21 protein-coding genes and 1 pseudogene are annotated in these 23,499 nt (G+C 68.4%); 18 read left to right on the top strand and 4 right to left on the bottom strand.

Translation table 11 applies throughout. The annotated features are described in order from the left end of the window. The first annotated feature begins 11 nt into the window (after positions 1 to 11). From C4B68_RS00425 to C4B68_RS00375, 11 genes are all read left to right on the top strand, one after another. A complete protein-coding gene (locus tag C4B68_RS00425; protein ID WP_099506687.1) occupies positions 12 to 809 on the top strand; it encodes a TauD/TfdA family dioxygenase in 798 nt (265 codons plus the stop codon). Then, a complete protein-coding gene (locus C4B68_RS00420; protein ID WP_240634094.1) occupies positions 809 to 1,279 on the top strand; it encodes an ATP-binding protein in 471 nt (156 codons plus the stop codon). Before C4B68_RS00425 ends, C4B68_RS00420 begins: the two co-directional genes overlap by 1 nt. After that, a complete protein-coding gene (locus C4B68_RS00415) occupies positions 1,279 to 1,677 on the top strand; it encodes a DUF6415 family natural product biosynthesis protein (protein WP_373682290.1) in 399 nt (132 codons plus the stop codon). Before C4B68_RS00420 ends, C4B68_RS00415 begins: the two co-directional genes overlap by 1 nt. A 28-nt stretch (positions 1,678 to 1,705) precedes the next feature. After that, positions 1,706 to 2,401, top strand: a complete 696-nt coding sequence (locus C4B68_RS00410; RefSeq protein ID WP_240634093.1) for a hypothetical protein — start codon at positions 1,706 to 1,708, stop codon at positions 2,399 to 2,401. 343 nt (positions 2,402 to 2,744) lie between these two features. Continuing rightward, positions 2,745 to 3,950: a methyltransferase, FxLD system gene (gene fxlM, locus C4B68_RS00405; RefSeq protein ID WP_099506685.1), complete on the top strand. Its 1,206-nt coding sequence runs from the start codon at positions 2,745 to 2,747 to the stop codon at positions 3,948 to 3,950. A 60-nt stretch (positions 3,951 to 4,010) separates the two neighbouring features. Then, the gene (locus C4B68_RS00400; RefSeq protein ID WP_099506684.1) at positions 4,011 to 4,193 is read left to right on the top strand and encodes an FxLD family lanthipeptide; all 183 of its coding nucleotides are present in this window, start codon (positions 4,011 to 4,013) and stop codon (positions 4,191 to 4,193) included. Positions 4,194 to 4,338: 145 nt separating this feature from the next. Further along, positions 4,339 to 7,185 (top strand): lantibiotic dehydratase, encoded by a 2,847-nt coding sequence (locus C4B68_RS00395; RefSeq protein ID WP_240634092.1) that lies wholly within the window; start codon positions 4,339 to 4,341, stop codon positions 7,183 to 7,185. Next, the gene (locus tag C4B68_RS00390) at positions 7,182 to 8,426 is read left to right on the top strand and encodes a lanthionine synthetase C family protein (protein WP_099506682.1); all 1,245 of its coding nucleotides are present in this window, start codon (positions 7,182 to 7,184) and stop codon (positions 8,424 to 8,426) included. Before C4B68_RS00395 ends, C4B68_RS00390 begins: the two co-directional genes overlap by 4 nt. Positions 8,427 to 8,445: 19 nt before the next feature. After that, positions 8,446 to 9,273 (top strand): thiopeptide-type bacteriocin biosynthesis protein, encoded by an 828-nt coding sequence (locus C4B68_RS00385; protein ID WP_099506681.1) that lies wholly within the window; start codon positions 8,446 to 8,448, stop codon positions 9,271 to 9,273. Next, positions 9,257 to 10,387: a hypothetical protein gene (locus C4B68_RS00380; RefSeq protein WP_099506680.1), complete on the top strand. Its 1,131-nt coding sequence runs from the start codon at positions 9,257 to 9,259 to the stop codon at positions 10,385 to 10,387. The genes C4B68_RS00385 and C4B68_RS00380 overlap by 17 nt, the downstream gene beginning before the upstream one ends. A 272-nt stretch (positions 10,388 to 10,659) precedes the next feature. After that, a complete protein-coding gene (locus C4B68_RS00375; RefSeq protein WP_099506692.1) occupies positions 10,660 to 12,543 on the top strand; it encodes an ATP-binding cassette domain-containing protein in 1,884 nt (627 codons plus the stop codon). 133 nt (positions 12,544 to 12,676) lie between these two features. Here the strand turns inward: C4B68_RS00375 and C4B68_RS00370 are convergent, their stop codons facing one another. Then, entirely contained in the window at positions 12,677 to 13,099 is a 423-nt protein-coding gene (locus C4B68_RS00370) for a hypothetical protein (RefSeq protein ID WP_099506679.1), read from the bottom strand. 116 nt (positions 13,100 to 13,215) lie between these two features. On the opposite strand from C4B68_RS00370, the gene C4B68_RS00365 reads away from it, so the two are divergent. The 4 genes and pseudogenes from C4B68_RS00365 to C4B68_RS42675 all read left to right on the top strand — a co-directional run. Beyond that, positions 13,216 to 13,758, top strand: coding sequence for a hypothetical protein (locus C4B68_RS00365; RefSeq protein ID WP_099506678.1), 543 nt, complete (start codon positions 13,216 to 13,218; stop codon positions 13,756 to 13,758). Between the two features lie 286 nt (positions 13,759 to 14,044). Continuing rightward, positions 14,045 to 14,173 carry a hypothetical protein gene (locus C4B68_RS43990; protein ID WP_276311527.1) on the top strand — a complete coding sequence of 43 codons (129 nt, stop codon included), beginning with the start codon at positions 14,045 to 14,047 and terminating at the stop codon, positions 14,171 to 14,173. After that, positions 14,170 to 14,625, top strand: a complete 456-nt coding sequence (locus C4B68_RS42335; RefSeq protein WP_206337050.1) for a recombinase family protein — start codon at positions 14,170 to 14,172, stop codon at positions 14,623 to 14,625. Before C4B68_RS43990 ends, C4B68_RS42335 begins: the two co-directional genes overlap by 4 nt. Continuing rightward, positions 14,622 to 15,356, top strand: a pseudogene (locus tag C4B68_RS42675) (recombinase family protein); the annotation flags it as partial. The gene C4B68_RS42335 and the pseudogene C4B68_RS42675, both read left to right, overlap by 4 nt. Before the next feature lie 794 nt (positions 15,357 to 16,150). On the opposite strand, the gene C4B68_RS42330 reads toward C4B68_RS42675, so the two are convergent. After that, positions 16,151 to 17,005, bottom strand: coding sequence for an IS5 family transposase (locus C4B68_RS42330; protein WP_240634091.1), 855 nt, complete (start codon positions 17,003 to 17,005; stop codon positions 16,151 to 16,153). Between the two features lie 281 nt (positions 17,006 to 17,286). Between C4B68_RS42330 and C4B68_RS00345 the strand changes: the two genes are divergently transcribed. Both C4B68_RS00345 and C4B68_RS44540 read left to right on the top strand, forming a co-directional pair. Further along, positions 17,287 to 19,686 (top strand): COR domain-containing protein, encoded by a 2,400-nt coding sequence (locus C4B68_RS00345; RefSeq protein ID WP_099506658.1) that lies wholly within the window; start codon positions 17,287 to 17,289, stop codon positions 19,684 to 19,686. Between the two features lie 933 nt (positions 19,687 to 20,619). Further along, a complete protein-coding gene (locus C4B68_RS44540) occupies positions 20,620 to 20,832 on the top strand; it encodes a transposase (RefSeq protein WP_167458960.1) in 213 nt (70 codons plus the stop codon). Here the strand turns inward: C4B68_RS44540 and C4B68_RS00330 are convergent. Then, positions 20,778 to 21,722 (bottom strand): ornithine cyclodeaminase family protein, encoded by a 945-nt coding sequence (locus tag C4B68_RS00330; protein WP_099506655.1) that lies wholly within the window; start codon positions 21,720 to 21,722, stop codon positions 20,778 to 20,780. The two genes, C4B68_RS44540 and C4B68_RS00330, sit on opposite strands and share 55 nt — an antisense overlap. A 247-nt stretch (positions 21,723 to 21,969) precedes the next feature. After that, positions 21,970 to 22,518 carry a MarR family winged helix-turn-helix transcriptional regulator gene (locus C4B68_RS00325; protein WP_099506654.1) on the bottom strand — a complete coding sequence of 183 codons (549 nt, stop codon included), beginning with the start codon at positions 22,516 to 22,518 and terminating at the stop codon, positions 21,970 to 21,972. A gap of 139 nt (positions 22,519 to 22,657) precedes the next feature. Between C4B68_RS00325 and C4B68_RS00320 the strand changes: the two genes are divergently transcribed. After that, the gene (locus tag C4B68_RS00320) at positions 22,658 to 23,221 is read left to right on the top strand and encodes an NADPH-dependent FMN reductase (RefSeq protein WP_099506653.1); all 564 of its coding nucleotides are present in this window, start codon (positions 22,658 to 22,660) and stop codon (positions 23,219 to 23,221) included. The last annotated feature ends 278 nt before the right edge of the window (positions 23,222 to 23,499 follow it).

Genomic DNA, 23,499 nt, shown 5'->3' with positions numbered 1-23,499 from the left:
GGAGATCCGTGATGCGCCGAGTTCATCAGCCGTACGCCGACGTCTTCGTGCGCAACCGTATCGACCTCACCGTGCCAGGAGCGGAAGAGCAGATCGCGGGGCGGCTGCGGGACACAGGCCTGGTCACTGTCGACGGTCTCGCCTCGCGCACTGCCGTGCTCGCCTTTGCCACCCGGATCATGAATCTGGTGCCGCACCGCGACAGTGACCCGGACGGCCTCACCACCCGCGACACCCGACGCGACCCGCATCGGGCGGGCTTTGCTGGCTTTGGCAACGGCCCCCTCGAACCGCACACTGAACGCTCCGGCACACCCAATCCGCCCCGTCTGATGCTCCTTGTGTGCGGGCAAGCTGCCGTGACCGGTGGGGAATGCCTGCTCACCGACGGGCAGTCCGTGCATTCCGACCTCTTCACTCGTGAAAGGGACGCCGGAGTTGCGCTGGCACAACCCCGCACCGCGCTCTTCGGCGCCGGCGACGGCCACGCCACACAGGTGTTCACCGTGCACGACGATCTGAGGGTGTCCGTTCGTCTGCGGTTCGACGGGCTGGCGCGCTGGAACCCGATCGTTCAGCCCTACCTCCCGCAACTGCGGGCCGCAGCCGTACGTCATCAGGCGCGTCTCCCCCTGGCTCCCGGCCAGGGCTACCTGCTGGACAACGAACGCTGGCTGCATGCACGACGTGCCTTCACCGGCGATCGGCTCTTCTGGCGTGCCCTTGGTGAGCCACTGTTCCCCATGCCGCAGGGGTTCGTTCCCGCCCCCACCTCCGTCCCCACACTATTGCTCTCGGAGGCGGGATGATGACGGAGCGAACCATCACTCTCGCCACGGGAGCGATGACGACCACCAGGTCTGTTGCCCTTGCTGCCTCAGCCTGGGACCCGGCAGTCGAGAGCGGCTTCGAGGTCGACTTCCTCCCGGCTGACAACCGCACCGGGCAGATGAGACGGATCACAAGAGCCCAGCTGCGTCACTGGGACCTGACGATGCTGGCCGACGACGCCACGCTCGTCGTCTCCGAGTTGGTCACCAACGCCATCAAGCATGGCAAGGGAAGACCGGTCGGACTCAGGGTGCGACGCTCCGCCTATGAACTTCGCATCGAAGTGACCGACGGCACCGCGACTCCGGCCCGGATGCGTTCCGCCGGCGTGGCCGACGAGAACGGCCGCGGCCTCTTCCTCGTCGCAGCCGTCGCGAAGGAGTGGGGCGTGAGCCCCGACGGCACCATGACGTGGTGCTCCCTTGCGATCCCCGATGGCAGATCGTAATGGTCGCAGTGACAGCTGACGTCGCCGTGCGGTTGCTGAGCCAGCGAGCCTCCAACGATCACGAGACGCTGGGTGTGGTCCTGTACGGCCTTCGCCGCTTCCTCGCCAGCGAGGCGATCGACGAGCAGCTGTACAACGACCTGGAGGCTGTACTCGGCGAGTACGCCCACCCTGTCCCGCATCTGGTCACGGCCATCGCGGCGCGGTTCCGCAAGGCGACCACCACGTTCGTGGAGATCGTTCCGTTCCTCGTGCAGCCGTACCCGGTCGACGAGATGCGGCGCCTGATCTACCTGAGCGCCGAGCACCCCCACCCCGATGACGCGCCGGGCCACCTCCGACGGCTCGCCCTGGCCATCCTCGCGATTCTCGACCTGATGGGAGATACCGCCTCATGACGCGCGCTACGTCGAGGGAGGCAACTCCATGACCAGCACGCCCCTCCCAGCCAGTCACCTCGTGCCGTACATCACCGCCCGCCAAGGCGAACAGGCCGACTCGCTTTCGAACCTGAGCCTGCGGCCCGGCGGTAAGGGATTGTTCTACCTGAACGAAGGGCCGGGCGACCGAGACGAGCGAGGCGTGCTCTGGGCACGCTGTTCCCAGTCCCGCTACGGCAACGAGCTCACCGGAAGACCGCGGTGGCAGGACGTGCACCCTTCGCGGCAGCGGGAGTGCATGGAAGAACTGCGATGCCAGGTGTGCGTGCAACAGCCCAGCCGCACCGAGCTGGGATACCTGTTCCTGGCCACGCAGCAAGACGATAGGTCCACGGACAGCTGGGAGGGGCACCTCACAGCTCAGCCGCCCCTGTGTCTGGAGCACGCGAAGGCCGCAGTCGAGGAATGCGGACACCTTGTGCGGGCCGGAGCCGTGGCACTCCGGGTCAGGCTCCCGCGGCTGTACGGAGTGATCGGGACGCTCCACCGCACCGGCCCCGACGGACGACCCGAGCCCGTCGAGTTCGACAGCGAGTCCGCAAGAACCCCGCTGCCGTACAGAAAGCGGCGATTGACCCCATTGTTCCTGGCCTCGCAGCTCGTGCGCGAGCTACGAGGCGTCACCGTCGTCGACCTGGATGACCTCATTTCTGCCGCCGGGGCCCTGCGCGCACGCCCCTGACCACAGACTGCCCGCCCGTCATCAGTTGCGTGACGGTCGCCGATAACGGGCGGGTGCACAACCCGGCAGCCGGACCTGCGAATACGGCTCGGTGCCGGACGAGACGTGTGGGGAGGAGCCCCCTCCTCCCACTGGGCTTCTCCCCACACGACCGGTTCAACGAGAGGAAGGAGAACGGCGGTGACGATCTCTCAGACCGCTTTTCAGCCGAACTCCGACGGCCACACCGACCGGCGGTGCGTAGCCGTTCTCAAGGTATGGCGCCCTGGTTAGCTCTTCGCCACCCCAGGCCGAGGCTGCCCGGCGGGAAGCCCCAAAACCCCAACAGGAATTAGGTAATCGGATGACTGCTATCGGTGACTCGACCGTTCACGATCCAGACGCGCTGCGTGCGGACATGGTCCGTGCACTCCGTGACCAGGACGCGATCACGTCCGAGCCTGTCGCCGCTGCCTTCGCCAAAGTGCCCCGGCACCGGTTCGCACCGGACGCGCCCCTGGAACTCGCCTACGACCTTCACCGCACCGTGCCGGTCAAGAAGGACGAGCTCGGCCTGGACATCAGCGTCATGTCCGCCGCACACCTCCAGGGCGTGATGCTGGAGCAGGCCGACATCGAGCCCGGCATGAAGGTCCTGGAGATCGGCTCCGGCGGATACAACGCCGCGCTCATCCAGGAACTCGTGGGCAGCGACGGGGCGGTCACCACGGTCGACATCGACCGTGACATCGTCGACCGCGCCCGTCTGTGCTTGGACGACGCCGGGTACGGACAGGTGAAGACCGTAGTTGCCGACGGCGAGGCCGGTGTTCCCGATGGAGCACCGTACGACCGGATCATCGTTACCGCGGCCGCGTGGGACATCCCTCCGTCGTGGATCAGTGAGCTTGCCGCGAAGGGCAGGCTCGTCGTCCCGCTGACGGTGCGCGGCACGACTCGTTCGATCGCGTTCGACCGCGACGGCGAGGGTCTGGTCAGCGACTCCTACCGTCTGGCCCGCTTCGTGCCCATGCAGGGCGAAGGAGCTGCAAAGGAACGCAAGGCGTTGCTGCGGGACGGCGTCGCCGTGCAGACCGAGGACGTGCGGGTACCGCTCAACACAGAGGCACTGAATCGCGCCCTGGACACCCCCAGGCTGGAGTTCTGGTCGGGAGCGGCCTACGACCTGCCCGACGAGCTGGAGCTGTACCTCACGCTCCATCTGTCGAGGCCGGCCCGGCTGCATGCGTCCAGGGACATCGTCGAGAACGGGCTCGTGGAAGCATCGGCCCTGCTCGGTGTGCCGGCGCTGGTCAGCGAGGACAGCATCGCGTACCGCACCCGCCGTGAGAACGAGGACACCGACGGCTTCGAGAGCGGCGTGGTCGCCCACGGGCCGCAAGCCGAAGCACTCGCGGACCAGTACCTGAATCTGCTCCGGCACTGGGCCCAGGACCACCGCCGTCGGGGAGCGGCAACGATCAGGTACCTGCCGGGCACCGCCCCGTCCCCCCTACCCCAGAACACCGTGCTCAAGCGCCACGGCATCGTCACGGTGACCTGGCACTAAGACTCCAGGGCCCACTCCCGGGCCCCGGGACCATCAGCCCACTGCCCCAAGGAGGCATGCATGACCGTTCAACTGGAGCACCCGGTCGCGCCCGCGCAGCCGGCCGCCGAACAGCAGGAGTCCGCTGACTTCGACCTGGACATCACGATCGTCGAAGGCGGCCCCGCCGCGGACCAGCTCATCCGTCTGACGAACGACGGCTGCGGCTCGACGTGCCAGTCCGCGTGCACGAGCTGCCCGTAACAGCACCAGACCGCGTTCAACGCGGTGCCCGGCCGCGCCTGCCCCATGGGCGCGGCCGGGCACCGCGCAGTCACAGGAGGGGTGTGTGTATCGCTACGTTGACGCAGCAGTAATACGAGCGGCCGCGTTGAACTCCGACCGTCAAATGGTCTGGCCGGACCTGAACGGCCCGTCAGCGAACAGCACGTCGTGGCGGTCGTGGCTGCAACAGACCTGGCAGACGGCCGACTTCGCAACCGCCGTCAAAGCCGCGAGCCCGGACCTCGCGAATCGAGTGACCCAGGTCTGTGCCGGCCACTCGCTGCCGGATCCCGCCGTACGCCGCACAGTGCTCTCCGTGCTGCGCTACCTGCTGCGGGCCCGCACGCGCGCCACCCCATTCGGTCTCTTCGCCGGGGTCGCGGCCGCGCGAATAGGCGCCGCCCCCGCGCTGCGCATGGGCACCGGGCACCAGGCATCCGCCAGACCCGACGCGGCATGGACCACGACCCTCATCGACCGGTTCGAGGAACACAGCGGACTGCGGCCCCATCTGATGCTGCTCGCCTCCAGCCTCATCGTCGAGCGCGACGGGTACGTGGTGATCGAGCACCGCCCACGCGGCACGCGCGACGGCGCTGCCGTACACGTGCAGATACGCGTGACCGGACCGATCCGCGAAGCCCTGGACAGCGCACGGACACCGATCCTGTGGAGGGACCTTGCCGCGAAGCTCTCCGCCAGTTTCCCGACCGCGCCGCTCACCACGATCGAGAAGCTGCTCGCCGGCCTTGTCAGGCAACGATTCCTGATCACCGGCCTCGGCGCGGCGATGACGGTCACCGACCCACTCGCGGCCCTCCTCACACACACGCAGCATCTCGCACCCGACGAGACAGCAGAGTTGTGCGAGGCCCCCAAGACCGCGCTCGATCTGCGGGTGGACTGGGACCTGGTCGTCCCGGAAACGGTGGCCGAGGAGGCAGCAGCAGCGGCCAAGGCACTCACCCGTCTCGCGCCCCGCGCAGCGCTGACCGGATGGGCCGAGTGGCACACCCGGTTCCTTGAGCGGTACGGGACAAGGGCGGTCGTCCCCGTCCTGGACGCCGTCGAGGCGCTCGGATACCCACCCGGCTACCTCGGGTCCACCTCCGCGTCGGCGCCCTCCCCCCTGCCCGACCGTGACAGCCGACTCATCAAACTCGCCCACGCCGCCGGGATGCAGCGCCGCCTTGAAGTCGAACTCGACGATGCCGCCATCGAGGAACTGGCCACCACAGATCCCGGGCACGCCGTCCAGCCGAGCACCGAGGTGACCGTGCGCATCGACGCCACGAGCGGTCCGGCCATGCAGCAGGGCGAGTTCACACTGCACGTCGTCGGGGTGGCGCGCTCGGCCGGAACGACCACCGGCCGCTTCCTGGGCCTGCTGGGCGCCGAGGACCGTCGCCGCATGACCAAGGTGTACGCCGGGCTGCCCGGAGTGCACCGAGGCGCCGTCGTTGCGCAGATCAGCTCCACCCCGCTGTCCGTACCCGCTGAGAACGTCGCGCGTGCCCCGCAGGTGACCGATCTGGTGATCTCGCTCGGCGACTACCAGGGCTCGGACACCAGCCTCATTCCCATCACGGACCTTGCGGTGACCGCCGACGCCGAACGGCTGCACCTGGTCTCGCTCTCCCGCCGCCGCCCGGTGCACACGCTGCTGCTCAACGCCGTAGACCTGGGCTACCACACCCATCCGCTGGCCCGATTCCTGGCCGAGGCACCCGTCGCGCTGGCCGTCCCATGCACCGGATTCATGTGGGGCACTGCCGCCTCCAACCTGCCGTTTCTGCCTGCGCTGCGCTACGGACGCACGATCCTGTCCCCGGCCCGCTGGCTCCTCACCAGCGACGACCTCCCCGCCGCGCCGGCACCGTGGCCGCAGTGGGACGAGGCCCTGAACCAATGGCGCCGTGACGTTCATCTGCCCGAGCGGGTATACCTGAGCGAGGCCGACCAGTGCATGGCCCTGGACCTGACGGAGCCCTCACACCGGGCCCTGCTGCGCACCCACCTGGACCGCGAGGGCAAGGTGACGCTGCGCGCAGGGCCGAAGCCGGGGGATCTGGGATGGGCCGGCGGCCGCGCTCACGAGGTCGTCATCCCCCTGGTCGCCACAGATCAGGCCGTTGCCCCCGTCCGAGGATCAGTCCACGTCGTCAGCCGCGAGCACGGCCATCTGCCCGGCTGCGACAACCGCATCTACCTCCAGCTCCACGGGCATCGCGACCGGCAGAACTCCCTCCTGACCCGGCACCTGCCGACCCTGTTCGAAGAACTGGGCGGACCCCGTTGGTGGTTCGTGCGCTACCAAGACCCCGAGGACCACCTCCGCGTCCGTCTGACCTGCGCGCCCGGCACGCTCGGCTCTGCCATCGAGCAGATCGGCGAGTGGACCCGGCAGCTTCGGCGCAGCGGCCTGATCACCCACGCCAGCCTGGAGACCTACCATCCGGAGACGGCGCGCTTCGGCGGCCCCGCGGCGATGGACGCAGCCGAGGAGTATTTCGCCGCCGACACGACCGCCGCCCTGGCCCAACTCGCCGTACAGGCCGGGAAGAACGCGCCCGACCTCCGCGCGATGACCGCCGCGAGCATGGTGGACATCGCCACCGGCCTGCTCGGCAATCACCCCGCGGCAATGCGCTGGCTGATCGAGCACACCCGCACGGGCACGACTGCGCCGCCCCGCGCCGTCTACCGCCAAGCCGTCGACCTGGTGAACGCCGCGCCTTCGGGCCTGGACGCGCGCGTCACCACGAGCTGGTCCGCACGCCGCGTGGCACTGGTCGCCTACCGCAGCGCGCTGGAGGACTCGGAGACGCACGCCCAGGACCTGCTCCCTGATCTGCTGCATCTCCACCACGTCCGGATGTGCGGGCCGGGACTGCCCCAGGAACGCGCACACCTGCATCTGGCCAGAGCTGCCGCCCTGAGCTGGACAGCACGAGCAAGGAGGACACCGTGACCGCGTCAGCCCCCGCCTCCGCCACGCTGTCGACCGCCGACCAACTGGCCCAGGCCCTGGCCGACCCCCGCACCGTGTGGCCCGGCGGCCGGCCGGACGGCGCCCGCACGTGGCCGCAGTCTCTCGCGGGAGGAGCCTCGGGCATCGCCCTGCTGCACATCGAGCGCGCCCGGACTGGCCGCGGTGACTGGGACACCGCGCACACGTGGCTGGCCGCGGCCGTGCACGGCGAAGTGAGCGCAGCGGTCAACGCGAACCTGTATTTCGGCGCTCCGGCCCTCGCGTTCATCACGCACCGCGCGGCCAGCGCATCCAGCCGCTATCTGCGTGTTCTGGAGCGCTTGGACGAGGCGACGCTCACCGTCACCCGGACCCGCCTGGCTGAGGCCCACCTGCGCATCGACCGTGACGAGCGGCCCCCCATGAAAGAGTTCGACCTGATCCAGGGCCTGTCCGGGCTGGGCGCCTACCACCTGAGCCGACAACCGCACCACGAGATCACCCGAGACGTCCTGTCCTATCTGGTGCGCCTGACCGAGCCTCTGCCCGATCCGGCCGATCTGCCGCCGTGGTGGATGAACGTCGCGCCCACCGGTGCACCCAGCACCGACTACCCCCAGGGGCACGGGAACTTCGGGCTCTCTCACGGCATCGGCTCCACGCTGTCCGTGCTGTCCCTCGCACTGCTGCACGGCCTGGCCGTACCCGGCATGGCCGACGCGGCCGAACGGATCTGCGCCTGGACCGACCAGTGGCGCCAATGGGACGAGAATGGCCCGTGGTGGCCGGGCCTGATCTCTATGCAGCAGGCAACCGACGGGCACGTCCATCCCGACCTTCGCCCCCAGCCCTCCTGGTGCTACGGCATCAGCGGCACCGCCCGCGCCCAGCAGTTGGCCGGACTCGCCCTCCGCGACCCGACCCGCGTTCAGGCGGCCGAGAACGCGATCCTCGCGACCCTGCGTGACCCGCACCAACTGGACAAGCTCCCCGAGGTCGGGCTGTGCCACGGCACAGCTGGCCTGCTGCACGCCGCATGGCGGATGGCCACCGAGACGGGCAACACCGAGATCACCGCGGAGCTTCCGCGCCTGGCCGACCGACTGATCACAGCTCTCGACCAGAACGACCACGACCCGGAACTCCTCGACGGAGCCGCCGGAGCGGCCCTCGCCCTGCACACCCTGGGCACGGGCAGCGCGCCTGCCCCCCACTGGGACACCTTCCTCGCCCTGGCGTGAACACCTCGGAGACCGCCTCATGAACCCACCCACCTGGTGCCAGGCCAACGTCACGTTCCCGGACTGGGAACGCGCTGAGATAGTCGCTCTGGCCCAACTCGCCCCGCTCCTGCGCGCCGTTGAAGACGAAGGCGCGCTCACAGCGTGGTTCCTGGTCCGCAAACGCCCGTGCTGGCGCGTGCGCTACCTACCTACTGCCGACGCGCAAGACCGCATCGGCCAGGGCCTGGACGCGCTGATCGCCGACGGGTACATCAAAGGGTGGACGGAGATCATCTACGAACCCGAGGTGCACGCCTTCGGCGGCGCCGAAGCCATGACATCCGCGCACCGCCTCTTCCACCGCGACAGCCGCAGCCTGATTGACCACCTCCAAGGCGACGCCGGCAAACACCGGCGCGAGTCATCCCTCATGCTGTGCAGCCTCCTGATGCGCTCCGCCGGGCTGGACTGGTACGAGCAGGGCGACGTATGGGCACGTGTCTGCGCCCACCGCGGCCTACCCCCCAACACCGACCAGGCCAACCGCGACCGCCTGCACGCTGCCGTGCACCGGCTGATCTCCGTGAACGGGGAAGACCTGATGGGCGTCGGCGGGCCGCTGGCCCATGTCGCCGGATGGGCCCGTGCCTACACCGATGCCGGACGGGAACTGGCCCACCTGATGGATTCCGGGCAGCTTCACCGCGGCCTGCGTGACGTCCTGGCCCATCACGTGCTTTTCGCCTGGAACCGGGTCGGCCTGCCCCACGCCATGCAGGCCGCCCTCACGGCCGCCGCGAAGACCGTCATTTTCGGCCCGGACCCCACCGAGAGGAGCGCCGCGGACGGTGTGGAAACTCCCTGACGCTGTAGCCCAGCGCTTCCCGCTCGTCGCACGCCCCCGTCCCGCCTGCCTCCCTCTGGCCCAGCGCGTGCACGCGCTGGCCGAACTCGCCGACACCGCGGCGAAGCTGGACGATGCGAGCGTGGCCTCCACCGTCTACAACCAGGCCGCGTTGATCGCCTCCGACATAGGCGACCCGGACGCCGCCCGCACGATGTGCCACCAGCACGCTGCGGCCTACCTGCACGCCGCCCCCTTGACCGGCAAGACCGCAATCCGGGCCCTTGAACCCGTCGTCAACCTCGCGCGCCTCCAAATCCGCGCCGGGCAGCACGACGACGGTCGCCAACGCCTCCTCGCACTGCTCGACGCTGTCGGCACCGAGTCCCCAGCTCAGGTGGAGGACATCGCCGTACCAGCCGACATCACTGCGAACGCCGAGGACCGTGAGGAGGTCCGCGGCTGGCTGTGGCGGGTCCTCCTCGCCGACGGGACACGAGCCCTGACCGCTGCCGGACGCTGGACCGAAGCCCTCGCCCATATCGAGGCACACCGCGGCGTCGGACAGCGGATGTTCGACGGCCGCCAAGTCGCCGTCCTTGCCGCCCTCACCACAGGCAACACCCGCGGCGCCAACAACCTGTTGGCCGCCACGCAGTCCGGGGAACCCTGGGAGCACGCCGTCACGGGCTGCCTAACCCTCCTGTTCCTCCGGGCAGCGGGCCTGGCGTGGCGGCGCCCCCTGCAGAACCTGGTGACCACCTATCTCGAACGTCCAGACGGGGACGGCATGACCGTCTTCAACACGCGGCTCGGCCTCGCGGTGCTGGACGTGGTCGCTTCGCCCGAGGACCCGGCCGCGCGCCCGGTGGTCGCGGAGCTGTACCGCCGGACGATCAAGGCAACCGATGGCTACGCCGCCCGAGAGACCCTGGCGCACCCCATGTTCACCGCCCTCGCCGCAGACCGAGAGGCGCAGGACTGCCGTGCTCTCCTCCAGGCCTGCGCACTCGGAGCCGGGTCGCTCCCCAGCGAGTTGAGCGACACACTCGCCAAGGCGCTGCGTACGAGCGACCACACGATCCGGAAGAACGTTGCCCATCCGGACCAGGCTTGCCCAATTAGGCAAGAATGATCTTGGTCACGGGTTGCGCCCGACGGTCGCCACGAGCCGAACAACCGCCGGAAACTTCATTCGTCACAGGCGTTTCAGGCGTCGGCGATTCGGCCAATCCTTGCCGCTCGAGGACGGCGCCATCACGGGTCCAGGCGTTCGACCCCTTGTTTTTCAAGGCCCCCAGCGCGTCCGGAATCGAGCATGTTCGATTCCGGCGCCGCGTCGTTATGCCGTGCACCGCCGAGCCATCCTGGTGCGGCACCGACCCCCGAGGAGGGATACAGGTGACTGTGACTGACGCCTCGACTGCAAACGAGGAGACGCCTCCCCCTCCACCCCCGGCCACCATCACCTTCGAGGGCAAGTACGGCAAGAACCCGCTGGCAGATGCCAGTTTCGGAGCGATGTGCCAACGCCTTCCCTCCGTGCTCGGGCATACCGCGCGGATGGCGTGGGCTGTCGACAGGACCGGTGTCGTGCTGCTCCTCGTCTGCCAACTGCTCTCCGGCATCGCGGCCGCCGTCGTTCTCGCGTTCACCGCCCGGGCGATGACCCACCTCCTCGCCACTGCCACCGTTTCCGAACGCCTGCACGCCGCACTACCCGCCCTGGTCGTGGTGACGACGGCTGCGGGCATCGGCCGAATCAGCAGCGCCCTGTCCTCGTACGCCGACGGGCGGATCACACCTCTGCTGATGACCGAAGCGGACATTGCCCTCGTCGCCGCCGTGTGCCGCGTGGAGTCATCCGCGTACGGTGAGGACGGATTCGCCGACCGGCAGGAGGCCGCCGAAGTCGGCGTCACCCGGACCCGGATGATGGTGCAGGACGCCCAGCGGTTCATGTCCGCCCTGACCCGCATGATCGCAGCGAGTGGGGTGATCACGGCGCTGCACCCGCTGATGCTGCCTCTGCTTATGCTGGCCGTGCTCCCGGCCGGCGCCGGAGCCGTACTGTCCGCGCGGGTCGACTACGAGACCCACTACCTCAACGTCGGCGACCGCAACGTGCGCTCCATGATGCGCTGGTGGGCCACCTACTCCCGCTACGGCGACGAGGTCCGCGCGAACGGCATGACCGGCTACCTCATCTACTGGTACCGCGCCCTGTCCGACCGGATCGACCAGCGCACCTTGACCGCCGCCCCGCGGATGCTACGCATCGTCCTGGCGACCAGCGCCCTGGGCGGGGTGTTCCTGCTGGGCACCTGGGCCACCCTCGCCTGGCTGGCAACCACCGGCCGGGTTGCCTTGCCCGTCGCAGCCACCGCCGTGGTCGCCGTCCAGACCACACTGGCCGCGCTCTCCCAGTTCGTCATCCACGGCGCCGCTATGTTCCACACCTCCCTCTATCTGGCCGACATGCGGTCCTTCCTCGACATGGCCGGTGAACGCGCCCCCAAGCGCGGGGAATTGACCATCCCGGAACGCGTGGATGAGATCCGCCTCGACGAGGTCGTGTACCAGTACCCCGGCAAGGAGGAACCGGCCGTCGCGGGGGTATCGCTGACGCTGCGCCGCGGCGAGATCCTGGCCATCGTCGGCGAGAACGGCTCGGGCAAGTCGACCCTGGCCAAGCTCATCACCGGCATCCTGCTTGCCGACAAGGGCCGCGTCCTGTGGGACAGCGTAGATCTCGCCCAGGCCGACCCTGATGCCGTGTGGAAGCGCACCGCGCTCGTCCCGCAGGGCTTCGCATGCTGGCCGCTACGCACCCGCGAGAACATCACCCTCGGCCAGCCGAAGACATTCGGCGACGAGTCGGTGTGGGACGTCGTCGACGCCGTCGGAATGCGTGAAGCGATCGAGAAGCTGCCCCAGCAGCTCGACACCCTTCTCGCCAAGGAGCTGTGGGGCGGCGCCGAACTGTCCGGAGGGCAGTGGCAGCGACTCGTGTGCGGCCGCGCGTTGTACCGGCAGACTCCGCTACTGATCTTGGATGAGCCGACCTCGCAGATGGACGCCCGCGGTGAGCACGCAATCTTCCTGGAGATCAAGCGGATCGCCGCCGAGCGCATGACGATCGTCGTCACCCATCAGCTCGAGAACGCACGGCTCGCCGACCGGATCCTTGTCATGGACAACGGCCGAGTGATCGAACAGGGCAGGTACGAGGACCTGGTGGACGCCGGGGGCTTGTTCGCAGAGCTCGTCGTCCTGGCCCAGGACCGGTGACTCCGCCGCATTCGCGATCAGGAGCGCATCCCGCTGCAGACGTGGGTCTGCCGGAGCCGGTGAAGCCGCGTTCGCGGAGTTCGGCGTGGAGCTTGGCTCCGCTGGTGTGGCCTTCATTCCAGCGCCTGTGGAGTTAGGGCTTGTAGGGGTCCAGGGTGTTGGGGAGGTTCTGCCAGCGGCCGGTGGCCAGTTCCTGCCAGGTCGCGGCCCGGGCATAGCGCCGGACGGTGTTGCGGGCCAGCTCCAGGCGGCGGGCCGCGGCCCGGACACTCAGGCCCTGGTCGAGGAGTTCATGAACGGCGGTGTGGTGCTGCCGGACCCGGGCGGCCAGCCGGCCCGCGTGCGAGATGGGCGGGCATACGACGTCGGGAATCGATTCCGGGTCGGGATCCGGCTCACGCAGGCAGGCGCTGTGCTTGCTGACCAGGTGCTTCACCGCTTCGGCAAGGTTGTGCCAGATGTGCCAGAGATCTGCGACCTGGACCGCATCGGGGGCTCCGGAGCGGGCGCCGTCGGCAAAGGCGCCGCCCCGGTCGCGGCAGACATCCCAAGTCATTGAGTGTCAGTAGCTGTTGTCGTACCGAACCTGAGGTCGGCGTTTTCGCTGGTCGGGCATAGGGCGGGCGTTCCCGTGGGAGTGGTGGCGTGTCGTCGCTTCGGTGGAGGTCGTGGATGCCGACGGTCGTGGGGTTGCTGGAACAGCGCGAGGTCGCCGCCCGCCGTCGCGTGGATGGGCTGAGGGAGGAGGCCGACCGCATCCAGGCCGAGCTGGCCGTGGCCGAGCGGGAATGGCGGGAGTGGGCCATCGCCCGCTCACGGGTCGGCGAGGTGCTGGCCCCGGTGGACGAGCCCGGGCAAGGCCACGCCCAGGCCGTTGGGACAGCGCCCGCCATGGGGCAGGCCGAGGAGACATCGTCGGCGCCGACCGCGGCGAAGTCGCAGGTGCCGGTGTGGCGTGAGGGGCTGGCCTGGTCGGTGCTGTCGGTGGATTACCAGCGCATTCTGCAGGCGCTCGCGGACCGTCTCCGGCTCCATCAAGGGCCGCTGACCTGCCAGGAGATGGCCGTCTCGTTCGGGATGGACGTGGTGCCGGCGCGGGTGGAGGCACTGCGGTCGAAGGCGAAACGCCTGGTCGCGCGGGGCTGGCTGGCCGAGCCCGCGCCGGGCCGGTTCACCCTCGCGCAGGGTGTGGCCGGGCCAGGCGGCGCGTCATGAGCAAGATCATCGACCAGTAGACCATCGCTTCGGCGCTGGTGGTGCGGCGTTCGTAGTCGCGTGCCAGGCGGCGGGTGCGCATCAGGTGGGCGAAGAACCGCTCCATCGTCCAAGCACACTGCGCTTATGGATAGTCAAGGCAGCGGGCTGACGCCGATAATCGGCCGTGAGGGCCTGCAGCGCTTGGTCGTTGTGGCCCGACGGTTGCGGGGCCGGCTGAGCGACGAGGGGAACAGGTCGTCATGCGAGACGACAGGGACGTCGGCCCCAGAGAACGATTCCGGTGGTGCCGGACGGGCAGGTGTGGGCAGCACTGCCGGGGGCGAACCGGCAGGCGGTGGTGGGGCAGTTGGTGCGGCTGGCGAGCCGCGCGTTGTCGGCCGCCGCGACGGCGAGTGAGCGGGACCGGCGATGACCTCGGTGATGCCGTGGGAGCGGCCTGGCAGCAAGATCGACGACCGTCACCTGCAGCGGCTCGCGGTGATCTATGTCCGCCAGTCCACCCGCCAGCAGCTCGTCGAGCACCAGGAGTCGACCCGGTTGCAGTACGCCCTGGTAGACCGGGCGGTCGCGCTGGGCTGGCAGGCGGACCGGGTCCTGGTGATCGATGATGACCTGGGCAAGTCGGGGTCGAGTGCGGTGGCCCGCACCGGCTTCCAGCGGCTGGTCACCGAGATCGGGCTGGACCACGTCGGTCTCGTGCTGGGGATCGAGATGTCCCGTCTGGCCCGCTCCGGCAGGGACTGGTACCAGCTGATCGGTGACAGCTGTGTGCCCTGTCGGGTGCGGTACTGGCGGACACCGACGGGGTCTACGACCCGGCCGAGTACAACGACCGGCTGCTGCTGGGGCTCAAGGGCACGATGAGCGAGGCCGAACTTCACCTGATCAAGCAACGGATGTGGAGCGGGCGCCTGAACAAGGCCCGCCGAGGCGAGCTGGCCTTCCCTCTGCCCAGCGGTTACATCCGCCGCCCGTCCGGGGAGGTGACTTTGGACCCGGACGAACAGGTGCAGACCGTGATTCGCGTGATCTTCGCGCAGTTCGAACGGCTCGGCACGTTGCACGGTGTCCTGCGCTATCTCGTCGACCATGACATCCAGTTAGGCATCCGGCTGCGTGAGGGGCCGGACAAGGGCACCCTGGAATGGCGAAGGCCGAACCGGATGACGTTGCAGAACCTGCTGCACAATCCCGCCTATGCCGGCATCTATGCCTACGGGCGGCGCCGGATCGACCCGCGCCGCCAGGACCCGGCCCGGCCGAGCACCGGACGGGTCGTCCGCTCCCGGGACGGATGGCATGTGATGATCCCGAACGTCCTGCCCGCCTACATCACCGTCACCCAGTTCGAGACGAACGAGGCGAAGCTGGCGGCCAACCGCGCCCGCGCCGAAGCCATGGGCACGGTCCGGGGCGGCCCCGCCCTCGCGGCCGGGCTGGTGCACTGCGGACGCTGCAACCGGCGCATGAGCGTGCGCTACCACACCCAGCACAGCAAGGCCCTGCCCGAATACGTGTGCGCCCGGGACAAGACCAACTACGGCGCGGAGAAGAACTGCCAGCTGCTCAACTCCACCTGCGTGGACGCCTTCGTCGAGCAGCAGGTCCTCGCGGCACTCACGCCCGCCGCCGTCGAGGTGTCCCTGCACGCGGCCGACCAGGTCCTGGCTGAGCGAGCCGAGCTGGAACGGCTGTGGTCACAGCGGCTGGAACGCGCCGCGCAGGACGCCGACCGGGCCCGCCGCAGCCACCACCTCGCCGAACCGGAGAACCGCCTGGTCGTGCGCCAGCTGGAGAAGGAGTGGGAGGACGCACTCGCCGCCCAGCAGCAACTCCGCGAGGACTACGACCGCTTCACCCGCAGCAGCCCGCACATCCTCACTCCGGCCGAGCGGCAGACCCTCACGGCTCTGGCCGGCGACATCGAGGGTTTGTGGCGTGCGCGCAGCACCACGACAGCGGACCGCAAGGAGATCGTTCGCGCGGTCGTCGACAAGGTCGCCGTCACCGTGCTCGGCACCAGCGAGCAGGTGAAGGTCACGATCGTCTGGGCTGGCGGGACCACTACGGCGGGAGAGGTCATCCGCCCGGTCCAGCGGCTGGATCAGCTCAGCTACTACCCGCAACTGACCGAGCGGATCCGCGAACTCGCAGGCCAGGGCATCGGCGCCAGCGGGATCGCCGACCGTCTGGAAACCGAGGGCTTCAGGCCCGCGAAGGGTGGCAAACGGATCTCCGCGGCCACCGTCCGCGACCTCATGCGCCGCCTCGCCTGCCCCGCAGGCCGTGTCCACCGGCACCGTCCCGCACCACCCGGCGAAGAGCCCGGCCCGGACGAGTGGTGGCTCAAGCACCTGGCCGCCGAGCTGGACATGACCACCTCCACCCTCTACGCCTGGATCAACCGCGGCTGGATCACCACCCGCCGGGAGAGCCGCTGGCCCCACCGGCTCATCGCCCACGCCGACCAGCGAGAGCTCGCCGAACTCCGCGAACGCCGGACACGTCCGCCTGGCTGGTACAGCCGCCGCATCTGGACCGAGACCGCCGAAACAGCAGGGCAACAGACTCCATGAGTGCACTGTGCTTGACAGATCTCGACGATCCACCGCTTGGGCAGCACCACGAACCCCTTCTGGTCGTCGCTGCGTCTGACGATCGCCAGGACCAGCGCGAGCGTGGCCAGGCAGTACTCGACGAGGCTGCCGGTGTAGCCGCCATCAGCCCAGACCAGGGCCAACCGATGGTGCGCGTCCGCGACTTGGTGCAGCAGGACCCGGGCGGCGGCGCGGTCGCCGGTGTCCGCAGCGGTGACCATCACCCCCAGCAGCAGGCCGAGCGTGTCGACCACGACGTGCCGCTTGCGCCCGTTGATCAACTTGCCGCCGTCGAACCCGCGGCTGTCAGAGCCGACGACGGCGTCCGCCTTGACCGACTGCGAGTCGATCACACCGGCCGTCGGCTCCGCGTCGCGGCCCAACTTCTCGCGGACCTTGGCGCGCAGCCGGTCGTGGAACTCCTTGACCATGCCGTGGTCGCGCCAGCGGCGGAAGAACGCATACACCCGGTCCCACGGCGGGAAGTCGGCCGGCATCGCCCGCCACTTGATGCCATTGTCGACCAGGTAGCGGATCGCATCGAGTATCGCCCGGTGGCAGTACGCCTCCGGCTGCCCTCCCCGTCCGCGCATCCAGCCAGGCACCGGCAACAACGGCCGGATGGCCGCCCACTCCGCGTCCGTCATATCCGTCGGATAACGCGGCTGCCTGGACCCGTTGTCGGCGGCGTTTCCGAACCGGTGAGCCAGACAGTCACACTCCAGCATGACTGAACTGGACTGCCCGCCCGTCGACACGGAACACTGCGGCACCAGGGCCTCCTGATGTTGCTCGGTGATTCGACACCAACGAGCTGTTCAGGAGGCCCTGCTCGTATGCGCCGAGCACCCCCGCGACCACCCAATCGGGACTCCCGTGCGATCGACAAACCCCAAGATCGGTACGACAACAGCTACTCAGACGGCTGGTGGTCTTGGAGGTCGACGACAATCCACTGGTCACTCCGCCGCCCGAGATCATCTCCGGGGGCCGGTCCGCCATCCTGGCCTTCCTGGCCTCACAAGCCCAAGGCTCCGAGCGGCAGTGGACGTCCAAGGTGCTCCTGGTCGGCCAGGGGCGGGCAGGCAAGACCTCGCTGCTCAAGGCACTGCGCGGAGAACCCTTCGACCTCGGCGAGAACAGCACACACGGACTTGAGGTCTCCCGGCTGCGTCTGCGCCATCCCATGCCGCCGACGCCGAACTCCGACATCACCATGGACTTGACCACTTGGGATTTCGGCGGCCAGGACATTTACCACGCCACGCACCAGTTCTTCCTGACCGATCGCTCCCTGTTCCTGCTGCTGTGGGACGCCCAAGTGGGCTGGGAGGAGAGCAAGCTCTACTACTGGCTCGACCTGATCAAGGCACGTGCCCCGCAGGCACCGGTGATCCTTGTCGCCACCCATCTGGATCCCCGCCCCGCTGACTTACCGCTGTCCTCCATCCAGGCCGCTTACCCAGGCATGATCGTTGCCAGCATGTCCGCGGACTCCGCCAGTGGCCTGGGCATCGACGCAGTGCGGGAACGCATTGCCATCGAAGCCGCTCGCCTCCCGCTGATGGGCGTGCGCTGGCCCCGCGACTGGCTGAAGGCCGCCGACGCGGTGCGCGCCCGCTCCGAACGGTATGTCACACCGTCCCAGCTGTACGGCTTCATGGCCGAGAACGCCGTCACGGACCCTCTCCAACAGGCTGTACTGGCCTCGGCCCTGCACAGTCTCGGGGACATTCTGATGTACTCCGACGATGAGGAGCTCAAGGACCTCGTCGTTCTCCACCCACAGTGGCTGACCTCGTACATCAGCCGCGTTCTCGACGCCCGGCAAGTACGCGAGAACGACGGCGTGTTCACCCCCGATCACCGCAGGGCACTGTGGGCCGACCTCGATGTGGCCCTGCACCAGCACTTCATCAGCATGATGGAGCGCTTCGACCTGTCCTACCGGACAACCGACCGCCACAGCAGTCTGGTGGTGGAACTGCTCCCCTGGGAACCACCCGCGTACGCCCGCGAGTGGGAGTCAGCGCGGCGACGGCACCGCCGCCTCATCCGGTTGCGATACCGCCTGAACACTGTCCCGCCAGGTATCCCGACCTGGTTCATCGCCCGCGAGCACCGGTTCACCACGGGGCTGCACTGGCGCAGCGGTGCGCTGCTGCGCGACCACGACGCCACGCATCTGGGACTGGTCACCGTGGACCGGCACACCATGACAGCTGAGATCGCGACCTGCGGACCGTACCCGCATGACTTCTTCGCCGTCCTCAAGAACGGCTTCGAGCAGACCCTGCGCCGCTACCCCGGCCTGGACGTGGTTCGGCTGGTGCCGTGTCCCGGAATCGTGCAGGGAAGACCGTGTCCGCACGAGTTTCCCCACGACCAACTTCTCCACAGACTCAGTCTGCCCCAGCCCCGCGAGGTCGTGGAGTGCCCAGTCCACCTGGAGGACCTCGATGTACGGACACTGCTCCTGGGCACGGGCACTTCTGCGCCGGACCGGATGACCGAACTGGCTTTCTCCCTCCAGCAACGTGTGTCCGACCTCAGCAGTGCGATGGAAGGGCGGTTGGCCGGAATCGAGAGCCGGAGCAACGACATCCTCGACGAGCTACGCGAAGCCCGGGTACAGCAAGCTGCGATCGCGGCGGACCAGCAGCGCACTTTCCTCGCCTCCCTGCGGCAGCGGAACTCGCAGGAGTCTGCGATCTGTCCCAGCATCATCTCCGTGGCCAAGATGCCCCGGCGCCGGATGCTCGGGGTGCTTCCGGGCCGTGTGCTGCGGCTGCGCCTGTACTGCGAGGCGCCCGGGGCCTGGCATCGTATGCCTGCGGCCGAGGGCTACGAGGTCAGGGTCACCTCGGAAGTGGAATCAATGCTGCTCTCGCATGCGGAGCGCGTATTGAAGGTACTTCGGTACGCCGTTCCGCTGGTCGGCCCCGTGCTCGGCGTTGCCGCGGCTGACCTTGGAGAAATGCTGAAGGACGACCTGGAGCTGATGAAAGCCGTCCTCGACACGGTGCCTGGGGCGGGGCCCTCCGTGCTGCGTGGACCCGACGGCTCGGAACTGCGCATGAGCACTCAGATTCGCGGGGACCGCCATGCCGACCACAGGGCCCTCTACACGCTGCTGAAAGAGCTGGACCCCGAGGAACGCTGGGCCGGTCTCGATAAGGTCACCACCCCGGAGGGCGAGACCTATTGGCTGTGCAAGGACCACTCCCTGCCCTATCGCAGGGCGCTTGGGACCCCGTTGCCCGACGCCTTCCTCCTGCCCGGCCAGCAGATCGCCGGTCGTCGGGTCCCACCCGGACTCACTACTTGACCGAGTGTGGACAAACTATGTCCACACCGGTCATCGCCCGCAGCCGCACGAAGATCCGGAATCGTCCGCTGCCGCTCGGGAACCCGTTTATCGACGCGCCGTGCCGAACGGCAAGCAGGTCTTGCGAAGCTCGGTCAGTAGTGCGGCGTGCAGTTGGGAGCGCCGCTGCCGCTCGCACCTGTCAAGTGAGCGGGCAGCCGGTCAATCCGTGAGCCTCAGGCGAGGGAGCGCGACAAAAAAGGGACTCTTGCGATTGCGGATCGACGCTGACGTCACCGTGACGCCTCAGTCGACCAACATCAGGGCTACTTTGTCTCATCGGTGACCGTGACTGCGACGCTCTCAGCCTGGGCCTGCCGGACATTGCCCGTGCCCTGGTGTGCTCTGGCCCGCACAGCGAGGTGCGGGCCTACGACCCGGCGGCCGGGCGGTGTCATGCGTATGGGCCCGCCGAACGTATAGAGGTCCTGGGCGAGGTCGGCAAGCAACTGGCCTGGGCGGAAGCGGGGTGGTCTCTGTGGCCGGGCGACGGCCTTCTGGCCCCGACCAATCCCGAGGAAGCCAGGTGATGTTCGGCTACGAGCGTACGCAGGGTCGCACCTTTCTGGAGGCGATTACGCCGGAACCCGTGCGCCAGACGTCGCCTGGCGCCGGGATGGGCGTCACCCAGCCGAGCTGACGGCCGGAATCCTCAGCGGATGCGCGGCAGGGCCGCACGGCAGTGTTGGGGTGAATGCCGAACAGCCGGACCAGATGGACAGGATCAATGCTGTGGCGGGCTTCGTCCAGGACGCGGTCGGTCCACAGCTGCCGGGGAGTGATGCCGGTCTGGTCGAAGGCCGCGCGCAGTAGCTGACCGGCTGGTGGGCCAGTCGTTCGCCCTCCCACACGACTAGGCGGTTTCGTTTGGATCGGTCGGTTGTTGGTCCGGGTGTGCCGTTAACAGATGCGCAGTGGGCTCGGATCGAGCCGTTGCTCCCGGACCGGACGCCGAAGCGGGGCGGCCGCTGGCGGGATCACCGGGAGGTGATCGACGCGATCGCCTTCAAGTTCCAGACCGGAACGCAGTGGGTCCACCTGCCGGAGAAGTGTCAGGAGAGCAGGTCGATCTTCTGTCCGATGTCATGCTGCTCTGCCTGCTGGTAGGCGACCCACGCCAGAGCGAGGTCTTGCCAGGGAAGTCCGACAGGCGCGTAGACGGAGCGGTCCGTCGCGCGGGTACGTCCCGGATGGTCGCCACGCAGAACCTCGCTGAGTGTGGCCTCGGCAGCCCAGGCCGCAAGGCCGGCGGCCGACAGCGCGCCTGTGGTCGCGGCGAGTTCTCGGTCGTCGACGACCAGGAGTGCAGATTCCAGCAGGTCGGCGGCGAGTTCCTGTTTGCCGGGTTCGTCGGCTCCTAGGCTTGTGATGTGCTGTCCTGGCCGGGTATCGGCCAGCCGGAGCAGCGGTGAGCGTGACCAGGTGGCGAGCAGGACGATGTCAGCGGCTGCGGCGACCTGTGTGGCAGATGTCAGGAGGCGTCCGTCGTGGCGTGAGGCGAAGGCGTGGGCGCGATCCGGATCCGAGTCGTGAATGACGATCTCGCGATGCCGTCGCAAGGCACTCAGACCATGCACCACGAGCTCGGCCTGCGCGCCTGCGCCGATCACTCCGAGTACTGACCCGGCCGCCGAGGCGGGGCTGGCCAGAAGGTGGGTTCCCAGGGCCGCAGCCAGTCCGGTGCGCCATGCGGTGATGGTGGCGGAATCCATCAGCGCGAGAAGTCGACCGTCATCACCACTGTGGAGGCAGACAACTCCGCGCAGAGCTGGTCGGGCACCTGGGAACTTGGCGTTGACTTTCACCGTGTACGCCTTGATGCCAGGCAGTACACCGGGGATCAGAGCCGTGGCCGTTCCGGGAAATGGCAGGTCAGTACGTATTCTTTGTCCGGCTATCGGGGAGGCGGCGGCGCGGAAGCCGTCGCGCAGCGCAGCCATGCAAGACACCGGCTCGAGCACGGCCTGCAAGTCGCTTCGAGTCAGTAGGCGGGTCATTCACTCATGATCTCTCTGGGCTTCAGGTCTCTGCCCCCGTACATGCGCGTGGCTTGTATGGGCGTCGGCGACGGCTGCCGGCGGCCGGTCCCGCCCGTTTGCCCGGACCAAGCGGTGTGATCAAACCGCCCCGGGTTCGGTAGGGATCTCAGGACGTCTGGGATGGGGATGAGTGGCGCCACCGTGACGGCTGTTGCCGGGGTCGTTGCGTGCGACGTCGGATGTCCGGAGTTGCTCGCGTCGAGGTTCATTGCGGCGTGGTGTCCTGCTGTGGTTGCCGAGGGGCGGTGTTCTTGTGGGGGTTGGCCTGCTGTTCCTGGCGGTCGATCGTCTCGTTGATCCTCTCGGCGGTGGTGCACAGGGTGTCGAGTTCGGCGGGGTCGAGAACGTCGAAGACGAGGTCGCGTACCCGGGCTACGTGTCCTGGGGCGGCTTCGGCGAGGTGGGCGTGGCCGGCTTCGGTCAGGATCGCTTGGGTGTAGCGGCCGTTGGTGGGGTCGGGTTCGCGGCGGACGAATCCTCGGCGTTCCAGCCTGCTGATCAGGTGGGAGAGGCGGGACTGTTCGGAGTTGGCGCGGACGGCCAGGTCGCTCATGCGCATGCGGTGTCCCGGCTGCTCGGACAGTCCGGCGAGGACGTAGTACTCGATGTAACTGAGGTGCGCGTCCTGCTGCAGCTGCGCTTCCAGGGCGCTGGGCAGTCTCTGCATCATCAGGCCGAGTTGCTGCCATGTCTTTAGCTCCGCCGGGGTCAGCCAGCGGCGCTGATCGTTCGGGTGCGGAGGCTGTTCAGGCATGCCCGGAGTCTATCTGGCATGAACGTTCAGGAGTCGCGCTCACACTTGAACATTCATGAGTCCGTCCTCTAGAGTGTGACATGAATGTTCATATGAAAGGGTCGGCCTCGCATCGGCGGCCCATCAAGGAGAAGACCCCATGAGTGACCTGAAGATCGCCGTCATCCTCGGCAGCACCCGGCCCGGCCGCAACGGCAAGGTTGTCGCGGACTGGGTGGTGGACCGGTCCGGCGCCCGCACCGGCGTCGAGTACGAGCTGGTCGACCTCGCCGACTACCCGCTGCCCCACCTGGACGAGGCCATTCCGCCGGCCATGGGCCAGTACCAGGGTGAGCACACCAAGGCGTGGGCGGCCAAGATCGCCGAGTTTGACGGATACATCTTCGTGACCCCCGAGTACAACCACTCCACCTCCGGCGTACTCAAGAACGCGATCGACTACCTGTACGGCGAGTGGAACAACAAGGCCGCCGCCTTCGTCTCCTACGGCTCGCTCGGCGGCGCTCGGGCCATCGAGCACCTGCGGGGCGTGGCCAGCGAACTGCAGTTGGCCCACGTACGTCAGCAGCTGTCCTTCTCGCTGTTCACCGACTTCGAGAACTTCTCCGTCTTCAAGCCGGGCGAGCAGCACGACGCTGCCACGACCACCCTGTTCGACCAGCTCGAGTCCTGGGCCCGCGCCCTCAAGACCGTCCGGGTCTGACGCCCTCGCCCGTCGGAAGGCGGGCGACGGGGAGACCGTCCATTCTCAGGTGAGTCCCGGAACGGACTGCGTTCCAGTTCCGGGACCGCACCGGAGAGCCCCACCATTCCCGCTACCGGGCCACGGAGTGGGCCTTCGACCGCGAAGGCCCCTCGGGCCGCTTCACGATGCGGCGTACCGCTGCCGTCCGGATCAACCTGGACGGCGGGGAAGAGTCCAACAGTTTCTCTGGCCGTCGCCACCGCTGGGAACTCGCTCACCATGTCGGCCCCGTCCGC

The sequence above is a fragment of the Streptomyces dengpaensis genome, assembly GCF_002946835.1.
In the GTDB taxonomy this organism is placed as follows: Bacteria; Actinomycetota; Actinomycetes; order Streptomycetales; family Streptomycetaceae; genus Streptomyces; species Streptomyces dengpaensis.
The sequence above is the reverse complement of the archived record's forward strand: the minus strand, read 5'-3'. Positions and strand labels throughout refer to the sequence as shown.

Excerpts from the sequence above, each read along its gene's own strand:
- C4B68_RS00395 (WP_240634092.1), top strand. The coding sequence starts at position 4,339 with ATGGTCTGGCCGGACCTGAACGGCCCGTCAGCGAACAGCACGTCGTGG.
- C4B68_RS00425 (WP_099506687.1), top strand. The coding sequence starts at position 12 with ATGCGCCGAGTTCATCAGCCGTACGCCGACGTCTTCGTGCGCAACCGT.
- C4B68_RS42335 (WP_206337050.1), top strand. The coding sequence starts at position 14,170 with ATGACCTCGGTGATGCCGTGGGAGCGGCCTGGCAGCAAGATCGACGAC.
- fxlM (WP_099506685.1), top strand. The coding sequence starts at position 2,745 with ATGACTGCTATCGGTGACTCGACCGTTCACGATCCAGACGCGCTGCGT.
- C4B68_RS00420 (WP_240634094.1), top strand. The coding sequence starts at position 809 with ATGACGGAGCGAACCATCACTCTCGCCACGGGAGCGATGACGACCACC.
- C4B68_RS00365 (WP_099506678.1), top strand. The coding sequence starts at position 13,216 with ATGCCGACGGTCGTGGGGTTGCTGGAACAGCGCGAGGTCGCCGCCCGC.
- C4B68_RS00385 (WP_099506681.1), top strand. The coding sequence starts at position 8,446 with ATGAACCCACCCACCTGGTGCCAGGCCAACGTCACGTTCCCGGACTGG.
- C4B68_RS00330 (WP_099506655.1), bottom strand. The coding sequence starts at position 21,722 with ATGACCCGCCTACTGACTCGAAGCGACTTGCAGGCCGTGCTCGAGCCG.
- C4B68_RS00320 (WP_099506653.1), top strand. The coding sequence starts at position 22,658 with ATGAGTGACCTGAAGATCGCCGTCATCCTCGGCAGCACCCGGCCCGGC.
- C4B68_RS42330 (WP_240634091.1), bottom strand. The coding sequence starts at position 17,005 with ATGACGGACGCGGAGTGGGCGGCCATCCGGCCGTTGTTGCCGGTGCCT.
- C4B68_RS00370 (WP_099506679.1), bottom strand. The coding sequence starts at position 13,099 with ATGACTTGGGATGTCTGCCGCGACCGGGGCGGCGCCTTTGCCGACGGC.
- C4B68_RS00415 (WP_373682290.1), top strand. The coding sequence starts at position 1,279 with ATGGTCGCAGTGACAGCTGACGTCGCCGTGCGGTTGCTGAGCCAGCGA.
- C4B68_RS00325 (WP_099506654.1), bottom strand. The coding sequence starts at position 22,518 with ATGCCTGAACAGCCTCCGCACCCGAACGATCAGCGCCGCTGGCTGACC.
- C4B68_RS00400 (WP_099506684.1), top strand. The coding sequence starts at position 4,011 with ATGACCGTTCAACTGGAGCACCCGGTCGCGCCCGCGCAGCCGGCCGCC.
- C4B68_RS00410 (WP_240634093.1), top strand. The coding sequence starts at position 1,706 with ATGACCAGCACGCCCCTCCCAGCCAGTCACCTCGTGCCGTACATCACC.